Here is a 9196-nt window from a genome sequence, read left to right on the forward strand (position 1 = left end):
TTCATGCGGCAGGATGTGCCCAAAAAACACTACATTTAAAAGAATAAAGGCGCTTGATTTACGCTTGGCCGGTGTAGTAATTATAATCGCGCAAGACTGTATTGATCAGACGTGTATCGCTTAATTCCTGCGGTTGCTCGCCGATAACCGATTCGACTTTTGTTCGCAGTTGTTTGATACGCGCTACATCGAACTCGGCTGATGCCGTCTCAAAAACATTCTTTATGATTCGAACGTCGTTATCGGAGAGTTTTAAAACCTGTTGATAGGTTGGTTTGTAATTATCTTCCAGCTCGATCAGAATGGTTTGTTTTACTGAAGTGTTGCGGCGTAGGGAAATCACAGCAGTTCCGGCAGCTAAATCGCCTAATCGTTGCGAGCGCTTTGTAGCGACAATAGCTATTAAACCAATTGTTCCGCTGGCGATAAGTACATCGATACAACGGAAAAACCAACGAATGAGGTAATCGCCAAAGCCAGCTTCGTAACCATCTATTTTAACCACGCGAATACCGACGATTTTCTTGCCGAGCGACTGCCCTTCCAAGATTGTTTCGAGGGTGACACTGTAAATAATTAAAGGAAAGAAGAAAAAAATCCCTATAGCCAATTGCGACCAATTATCGAGATCTTTAATATAATCTGACACTCCAAGATACTGAAAAACGAAGAAACCGATAAAGAAACTATAGCCTATAAGTACTAACGTGTCTAAAATTGTTGCTAAGATACGTTGTCCGATACTGGCGGCAGTAAAATCTATGGCAACATTTTGCGTGGTAAGTATTGAAATTTCGCTCATAATCCTTATTTTCGTTTTCGATGAGAGAGGTAGCCTTTATTAAGCAAAATAAAGAAAAATGGCTTGAATATGAACAAATAATCAAGACCAGAAGTGTTAAATCGCCCGACGAGATGGCGTCTATGTACATTGAGTTAGTAAACGACCTTTCATTTGCGCAAACTTTTTATCCGAAAAGTCGCACAAAAGCTTATCTCAATCAACTAACGGTAGAGGTTTTTCAAAAAATTTACCGAACGCGGCGGCAGGAGCGCAATCGGTTGGTTAACTTTTTCTTTTTAGAAGTTCCGATGCTTAATTACCGCTACCGAAAATACATTTACCGGACGTTTATCGCATTTTTTGTTTTAGTAGGTATTGGAGTTATTTCGGCTAAGTACGATCCGAGCTTTGTCCGTTTAATTTTAGGCGACGCATATGTCAACCAAACTCTAGAAAACATTAAAGCTGGAAATCCGACTGCCATTTACGGTAGTGGCAGCAACTGGGGCAGTTTTATTGGCATTACTATGAACAACCTATTTGTGGGCTTAAGATGCTTCTTGTACGGTATTTTCCTTGGAATTGGCACAGCCTACGTATTGTTATATAATTGCATTATGCTTGGTTCGTTTCAGTACTTTTTTTACGAACAAGGCGTATTGTATGAATCTGTTCAAGGAATTTGGATCCATGGATCGATGGAAATATTTGCCATAACGATGCAAGCGGCCTGCGGTTTTATTTTGGGCGGATCTATTCTATTTCCTGAAACTTACTCCCGATTTGATTCGTTTAAGCGAACATTTAGAAATGTGTTTTACATTTTCCTGACCACCTACCCTTTTCTGATTTGCGCTGGCTTTCTCGAAGGTTTCGTGACACGATATGCTATCGTAATGCCAGCATACGTAAACTTCGGAATCATATTTGTAACCTTGTTTCTGATTTCGTTCTATTTCCTGATTTTGCCGTTGCGCATGGCTAAAGTTGTACTTCAAAAACCCGACTTTAACTAGCCATGAGCGAGATCCCGAAGAACGTTTCCGATTCATTGGCAGCAAACCAGACGTTTGTGGATACTACTGGTAGCTACAAAACAATCAAGGATGACTTGGCAAAAAAATACGCCGATAGCGACTTTCAGTATCAGGAAAAAAAAGCGGTTTCCAATTTGTGGGATGAACTTAAAGCATGGCTCGCCCGAGTGCTTAATGATTTGTTTGACTTTGACAGCCAGAAATCACTTGAAAACGCAGTAGACACTTTGATAAACACTGTGGGCTTAATTTTACTCGCTATTGTGATTTACATTGTGGTTCGTGCCGTGATTAAACACAAAGGAAATTGGTTTTTCGAAAATAAGGAAACCGACTTTCAGTTCGATTTTGCGACTTCCGTAGAAGCAACCGAAGAGAATTTGGAGCAGTTATTGGTACAATTTAAAAAAGAAGAAAATTACCGCTTCGCCAGCCGAGTTATTTATTTATTAACGATTAAAAAGCTAGCTGCCGCAGGATCGATTATATACGATGCCGACAAAACGAATATTGATTTCAGAAGACAAATTAAGAATACGCAAATCAGAAGTTTTTTCGACCACATAGTTTATGTATTTGAAAATGTTTGGTACGGCGAAAAAGAACTAAAAAACATCGATTTTAGTGAAATGGAAAAGTCGTTTAACCTGTTAAATAAGCGACTAAATGGATAGAAAAACAGGATTTTTAATCGGTATTTTGGTCATACTTTGTTTGCTACTCACGATAATTCAAAGCGAAGAAACGAAGCAGATCGATTGGACACCAAAATTTCAGTTGTATGAAAAAGGACCGCTTGATTTATACATTTTTGACCGAGAAGTAAACGCCTTGTCGGAAAAAGCAATTCAAAAAAAGTTTCAAACTCCTTATATAGAATTCGAGAATGATACCGCATATCACGCCGACAAAAACTACCTGTTTGTGTTGCCCTTGAACGTGCAAATCGATGACTCTTCTGTGGAAGAACTATTAAAATACGTTGATGCCGGTTCGAAAGTGATGATTTCTGCGTTTACTTTTCCGCAAATGTTACGCGATTCACTTCATTTTCAATTGCAACCGCATTACAATTTCGAAATCAAAGAGAACGAGATAAACCAGGCGCACGGTTTGTTTCCTAGCAGTACTTTCAAAAAAGTCGATCCAAAGACAACACGAATTGTTTCTGCAAAAAAAGCGGACAGTTTATACGTAGAAGCGATTGAAATACAATACGGTAAAGGAACTTTTTATCTAAACGGAAACCCGTATCATTTCAGTAATGTTGATCTGCTACATAAAAAACAATCACGAAAAGAAGCGGCGTATTTACTGTCATTCATCAACGATAAACCAATTGATTGGTATGTAAATTACAACGCAAATAGCGACAGAATTAGTTCTCCGCTTCGATTTATTTTTGAAAATAGTTCCTTAGAAATTGCTTGGCAACTACTGCTGCTCAGCTTGTTTTTACTTATGGTATTTCGCTCGCGTCGCATGCAGCGTATCATTCCCGAATTGGTACCCAATCGAAATACTACGGTTGATTTTGTTCGAACAATCGGAAATCTTTATTACAATCAAAACAATCACGACGACTTAATTAAAAAGAAACTCATTTACTTTTTTGACCGGATTAAATCGGAATATTTCCTCCAAACCGATGTTTTAGATCAAACATTTATTCGAAAACTTCGCTTGAAAGCTGGGAAACCGGAAGAGGAAGTAAAAGCATTGATCGATTTGATCATTCGACTTGGAAACGAAAAAGTTAGATTTACTAAAGCAGATTTAATTGAACTGAACGACGCACTAGACAAATTCTTCAACAAAAAAATAGACTAAATATGGAAAATACGCCCATGCCCGAAGAAACCCACTTGCCACAATTTGAGCAAAAGATAGATTTGCAGGAATTGCGCACGGCTGTGGATGCCATTCGCGACAATATTGCGCAAGTAATTGTTGGTCAAGAAGACGTAATCGATTACCTGATCGCGGCTATTTTAGCTAACGGACACGTATTGCTCGAGGGCGTTCCCGGAGTCGCAAAAACACTAACCGCTAAATTGGTTGCTAAATCGCTTGATATTCAATTCAATCGGATTCAATTCACACCCGATTTAATGCCTTCGGATATTTTGGGAACTTCAACGTTTAACATGAAAACCTCGGAGTTTCAATTCCGTAAAGGACCAATTTTTTCACAACTCGTTCTCATAGACGAGATTAACCGCGCGCCAGCAAAAACACAAGCGGCTTTATTCGAAGTTATGGAAGAGCGCCAAATTAGCATCGACGGCGAGCAGTACGTTATGGATGCACCGTTTCTGGTACTCGCCACCCAAAACCCGATTGAACAAGAAGGTACGTATCGACTTCCCGAAGCGCAACTCGACCGATTCTTGTTTAAAATCAATATCGACCATCCGGAATTAGATCACGAAATTGAAATTCTTACTCGCGAAAACAATCAAGACGGAACCGATAAAACAGCCGCAATTGGGTCGGTTATAAAGGGAATTGACATTCAAACGCTGCAACAAACGGTTCGTAAAATATTGGTAGAAAACGACTTACTGAAGTATATTGCCCAAGTGGTTTGTCAGACGCGCGAACATCCGTTTATCTTTTTGGGTGCTTCGCCACGTGCGAGCATCGCCATTTTAAATGCCGCAAAAGCTTTTGCAGCGATCGCCGGTCGCGATTTCGTTATTCCAGACGATGTCAAAGCAGCTGCCGTTCCGGTATTGATTCACCGCATTGTTGTATCGCCAGAGCGCGAAATGGAAGGCGTAACAGCAAAAGAAATCATTACGCAAATTATCGAAAACACTGAAATTCCACGCTAAGTGAAAAGATTAAATCGCATATTCAACCTCGTTCCTACCAACCGCTTCTTCTTTGGAATGGCGCTGTTGATTGTGCTGTTTGTTCTTAGCTTTTTCTTTTCGCAACTGTTTTATTCGGCTGTGCTGCTATCGATATTTTTCTGCGGTTTATTAGGCTACGAAATCTTGCGCTTATTCGGATTGAAAAAGCCCATTCGCGTTCAACGAAAAGTAGCCGAAAAAATCTCTAACGGAGATAAGAATCCCGTGCAGCTGCTCATTCAATCGACTTATAACTTCCCCATTCAACTGAAGGTAATCGATGAGCTTCCATTTTTATTGCAAATTCGGAATTTCAGTTTGGAATTTCAGCTCAATGAACGCGAACGATTAACTAAAACCTACGAGATAAAGCCATTAGAACGCGGCGATTACGATTTTGGAAATGTCATTACCATTGCCCAAACCGCCTTGGGAATATTGGCAAGAAAACAAATACATCCGCTAGCGCAGAATACCAAGTCGTATCCGAGTTTCATACAACTCAAAAAGTACGAACTCATTGCCGCAACATCGCAAGTTCAAGCGTACGGAATAAAAAAAGTTCGAAGAATTGGGCAAGCAACTGAATTCGAACAAATTAAAGACTACGTTACCGGCGACGATTTAAAAACCATCAATTGGAAAGCTACCGCCAAGCGATCGCAACTCATGGTTAATCAATACCAAGAAGAACGTTCGCAAAATGTGTATATGCTTATCGATCGCGGTCGCGTGATGAAAATGCCTTTCGACGGACTCTCCTTACTCGATTACGCCGTGAATGCTTCGCTGGTGTTGAGTTCTGCCATTCTTCGAAAAGGAGATAAAGCCGGATTAGTAAGTTTTGCCAAATTTGTTGACAACAAAGTTCCGGCCGAACGTCGTGCCATTCACATGCAGCAAATTCTCGAAAACTTGTACAACATCGATAACAAGTACCAAGAAACTGATTTTGGAAAACTGTACACTTACGTGAAAACCAACGTTCGTCAGCGCAGTTTGTTAATGATTTACACCAACTTTGAAACGCGGGATGGTTGGCAACGACAACTCAAATATTTGAAAGGTCTAGCCAAATCGCACTTAGTGGTTGTGATATTTTTTACCAATACCGAACTCGATAAAATTGCTGAAAAGAAAGCAAATAATCTTCGCGAAATTTACGACCACGCTATTGCAGAGAAATTTGCCTTTGAAAAGCGCGCACTAGCAGCTGAATTGCGCAAACACGGAATTTTAACCATACTCACCAAGCCCGAAGATTTGACCCTAAATACGTTAAACAAGTATCTGGAAATTAAATCGCGCGGTATTTTGTAAATGAAAAAAATCGAATCGATTTCAAATCCGTTAATAAAAGAACTGCTGCTGTTGCAAGAAAAATCGAAAGCACGCCGCCAAGCCAACGCATTTGTTATCGAAGGCATTCAGGAAATCGAACTTGCGGTTCAATCGGGTTATGTTCTTGAAAAAGTACTTTTTTGCGACGAAATTTTCAACGAGCGTGAACTTCCACAAGCCAAAGAACGCATTTCGATAAGTCGAGCCGTTTATCAGAAATTAGCTTACCGCGACAGTACCGAAGGCATCGTAGCTGTTGCCGCAGCGAAATCACACTGCTTAGCAGAACTTCAACTACCCGAAAATCCGTTGATTTTGGTAGCCGAACGGATCGAAAAACCAGGAAATGTGGGTGCAATTCTCCGCACAGCCGACGCCGTTCGAGCCGATGCGGTAATTCTAGCCGACAATCTATCCGATCTGTACAATCCGAACGTTATTCGCTCGAGTGTGGGTTGCGTTTTCAGCGTTCCGGTTGCCATTTCTAGTTCTGCGGAAGCAATCGAATACCTCACTAAAAATAAGATCTCAATTTTTGCGGCAACCTTACAAAATGCTAATCATTACGATCGTGTCGATTTTACCCAAGGCACAGCCATAGCCGTCGGCACCGAATCTACCGGCCTTACTAGCGTCTGGCGCGAAGCTGCTCAGCAAAACATCATTATTCCGATGCGCGGCAAAGTTGACTCGATGAATGTATCGGTGGCTGCCGCTATTTTACTCTTTGAAGCCGCACGCCAACGAGGTTTCTAAAATTTAATTCGGCACTTGAATTATTGCACAAAATTTGCTACATTCAAATTTTAAAGCAAAGGTATGACCGAGGTTGAATTAGAATTGGAAAACAAAGCCATTGCGAAAGAATACAAAGAACTTTTACGCATCAGCTACCAAACACTGTCTGAAGACGATAAAAAGCTGATTCGCAAAGCGTTTGATGTAGCTGTAGACGCACATAAAGACCAGCGACGCAAGTCGGGAGAAGCGTATATTTTTCACCCAATTGCCGTCGCTAAAATAGTAGCGTCTCAAATCGGCCTGGGCCCAACGGCAATCGCCGCAGCGCTTATGCACGACGTCGTAGAAGATACGCCGCTTACCGTCGCCGATATCGAACGAATGTTCAACAAAAAGGTAGCGCAGCTGGTAGAAGGTCTTACCAAAATTTCCCAAGTTCAAAAAGAGCACAACATTTCTATTCAAGCCGAGAATTTCCGCAAAATGTTGCTGACACTTAACGACGACGTTCGCGTAATTCTGATAAAACTCGCCGACCGCTTGCACAACATGCAAACCATGGATTCGATGGCGGAGCACAAACAAATGAAAATCGCCTCCGAAACCCTTTACATCTACGCACCTCTTGCACACCGTCTCGGACTCTATAATATCAAAACCGAACTGGAAGATCTCGGACTCAAATACACCGAACCTGCAGTTTATCAGGAAATTCTCAGTAAAATAAAAGAAACCAAGGAAGAACAAGACGAATACATTAAAAGCATATCCGACGTTCTCAAGAAATCGCTCGACGCCGAAGGTATTCAATACACGATAAAAGGCCGCCCAAAGTCGATTTATTCGATTCGCCGCAAAATGAAAGCGCAAAACGTTACTTACGAAGAAGTGTACGACAAATTTGCGTTGCGCATCATTTACAAAGCACAACCTAACGAAGAGAAATTTCTTGCTTGGAAAATCTATTCGATTGTAACCGACGATTACCGACCGAGCCCGAGTAGATTACGCGATTGGATTTCTTCGCCTAAATCAACCGGTTACGAAGCGCTTCACATCACGGTTATGGGTCCGAAAGGCCGCTGGGTCGAAATTCAAGTGCGCAGCGAACGGATGGACGAAATTGCCGAAAAAGGTTACGCCGCACATTACAAATACAAACAGGGAGCTACCGAAGAAAGCGGCTTAGACGTGTGGCTAAATTTATTGCGCGAAGCTCTTGAAAATCAAGAAACTAATGCAGTAGATTTCGTTGAAGACTTCAAGATGAATCTCTACAACAAAGAGATCTTTGTCTTTACGCCCAAAGGCGAAATTAAATCGCTACCTAAAGGCGCAACAACACTTGATTTTGCGTTCAGTATACACTCGGCGGTCGGAGTAAAAACCCGCGGAACACGCGTAAACGGTAAACTCGTTCCCTTAAATTACGAACTCAAAAGCGGCGATCAAGTCGAGGTAATAACGTCGCCAAATCAAAAGCCAACCATGCACTGGCTCGATTACGTAACCACCTCGCGAGCGAAAAACAAAATCAAGAGCGTTCTCAACGAAAATACCAAGAAAATAGCCGAAGAAGGCAAAGAATTACTGGTTCGAAAACTCCGTCACCTCAAAATTACACTCAACGAAACGGTGGTGAATGAGCTCGTTGTTTACTTCAAACTCAAAACAAGTCTAGATCTGTTTTATCGCGTCGGAATTGGTACCATCGAAAACGCGCAACTCAAAGAATATGCGTCGCTCAAAAGCAATTCCATCATTAATTTCTTCAAAAGCAAAATCAAGCGTAGCAACACGCAAATCGAACCCGAAGAGATTAAAAGAGAAGAATTAAGCAGCAATTACGACATGCTCGTGTTTGGTGTCGAACAAGACAAACTCGACTACAAACTCTCCAATTGCTGCAACCCGATTCCAGGCGACGAAGTGTTTGGATTTGTTACCATCAACGACGGTATAAAAGTGCATCGCAAAGACTGCCCGAATGCCATAAGTTTGCAATCAAACTACGCGTATCGCATCATTCCCGCAAAATGGATCGACTCTACGCAGCAAGAATTTAAGGCCATTCTTAAAATTACGGGTATGGATTCACTCGGACTTACCAACCAACTTACACAAGTGATTTCGAGCAACATGCACGTAAATATTCAAAGTATTTCATTAAGTTCTGAGGCCGGAATTTTCACCGGGCAGGTCGCTGTCGTTGTCCAAAACAATACCATCTTGCGCCGTTTGGTCGACAACATCAAAAAAATCGACGGTATTGATAAGGTAACGCGTGTCTATCACGATTAGTTTGATTTGGCGGCTTTGCAAGCAACCGGGCTTTCCGTTTCAACAGCAACAGCTAAAACCGTTTTCATCTTAGGCAATCCAAGCGCTTCCGTTGGTCGCGTTGGCGTGCCTAGCTTCAATACGGTTTTAGCAGC

At 41.5% G+C, this 9196-nt stretch carries 8 protein-coding genes; 7 read left to right on the top strand and 1 reads right to left on the bottom strand.

The features are described 5' to 3' along the window. Positions 1–58 precede the first annotated feature (58 nt). Complete coding sequence (locus tag ACOVQQ_RS06475; RefSeq protein WP_421817473.1) at positions 59–802, bottom strand: RDD family protein; 744 nt, start codon at positions 800–802, stop codon at positions 59–61. A gap of 20 nt (positions 803–822) precedes the next feature. Between ACOVQQ_RS06475 and ACOVQQ_RS06480 the strand changes: the two genes are divergently transcribed. From ACOVQQ_RS06480 to ACOVQQ_RS06510, 7 genes are all read left to right on the top strand, one after another. Further along, positions 823–1800: a stage II sporulation protein M gene (locus ACOVQQ_RS06480; RefSeq protein WP_421817474.1), complete on the top strand. Its 978-nt coding sequence runs from the start codon at positions 823–825 to the stop codon at positions 1798–1800. A 2-nt stretch (positions 1801–1802) separates the two neighbouring features. Continuing rightward, entirely contained in the window at positions 1803–2495 is a 693-nt protein-coding gene (locus tag ACOVQQ_RS06485; protein ID WP_421817475.1) for a hypothetical protein, read from the top strand. Then, on the top strand, positions 2488–3651 hold the full coding sequence (locus ACOVQQ_RS06490) for a hypothetical protein (RefSeq protein WP_421817476.1): 1164 nt from the start codon (positions 2488–2490) through the stop codon (positions 3649–3651). The genes ACOVQQ_RS06485 and ACOVQQ_RS06490 overlap by 8 nt, the downstream gene beginning before the upstream one ends. A gap of 2 nt (positions 3652–3653) precedes the next feature. Continuing rightward, positions 3654–4658 carry an AAA family ATPase gene (locus ACOVQQ_RS06495; protein ID WP_421817477.1) on the top strand — a complete coding sequence of 335 codons (1005 nt, stop codon included), beginning with the start codon at positions 3654–3656 and terminating at the stop codon, positions 4656–4658. Continuing rightward, complete coding sequence (locus ACOVQQ_RS06500; protein ID WP_421817478.1) at positions 4659–5999, top strand: DUF58 domain-containing protein; 1341 nt, start codon at positions 4659–4661, stop codon at positions 5997–5999. Continuing rightward, a complete protein-coding gene (locus ACOVQQ_RS06505; RefSeq protein WP_421817479.1) occupies positions 6000–6776 on the top strand; it encodes a TrmH family RNA methyltransferase in 777 nt (258 codons plus the stop codon). 63 nt (positions 6777–6839) lie between these two features. Further along, the gene (locus ACOVQQ_RS06510; RefSeq protein WP_421817480.1) at positions 6840–9062 is read left to right on the top strand and encodes a RelA/SpoT family protein; all 2223 of its coding nucleotides are present in this window, start codon (positions 6840–6842) and stop codon (positions 9060–9062) included. Positions 9063–9196: the final 134 nt, after the last annotated feature.

Origin of the sequence: Flavobacterium sp. (genome assembly GCF_049240005.1) — a bacterium.
Taxonomy (GTDB): Bacteria; Bacteroidota; Bacteroidia; order Flavobacteriales; family Flavobacteriaceae; genus Flavobacterium.

Excerpts from the sequence above, each read along its gene's own strand:
- ACOVQQ_RS06475 (WP_421817473.1), bottom strand. The coding sequence starts at position 802 with ATGAGCGAAATTTCAATACTTACCACGCAAAATGTTGCCATAGATTTT.
- ACOVQQ_RS06480 (WP_421817474.1), top strand. The coding sequence starts at position 823 with ATGAGAGAGGTAGCCTTTATTAAGCAAAATAAAGAAAAATGGCTTGAA.
- ACOVQQ_RS06485 (WP_421817475.1), top strand. The coding sequence starts at position 1,803 with ATGAGCGAGATCCCGAAGAACGTTTCCGATTCATTGGCAGCAAACCAG.
- ACOVQQ_RS06490 (WP_421817476.1), top strand. The coding sequence starts at position 2,488 with ATGGATAGAAAAACAGGATTTTTAATCGGTATTTTGGTCATACTTTGT.
- ACOVQQ_RS06495 (WP_421817477.1), top strand. The coding sequence starts at position 3,654 with ATGGAAAATACGCCCATGCCCGAAGAAACCCACTTGCCACAATTTGAG.
- ACOVQQ_RS06505 (WP_421817479.1), top strand. The coding sequence starts at position 6,000 with ATGAAAAAAATCGAATCGATTTCAAATCCGTTAATAAAAGAACTGCTG.
- ACOVQQ_RS06510 (WP_421817480.1), top strand. The coding sequence starts at position 6,840 with ATGACCGAGGTTGAATTAGAATTGGAAAACAAAGCCATTGCGAAAGAA.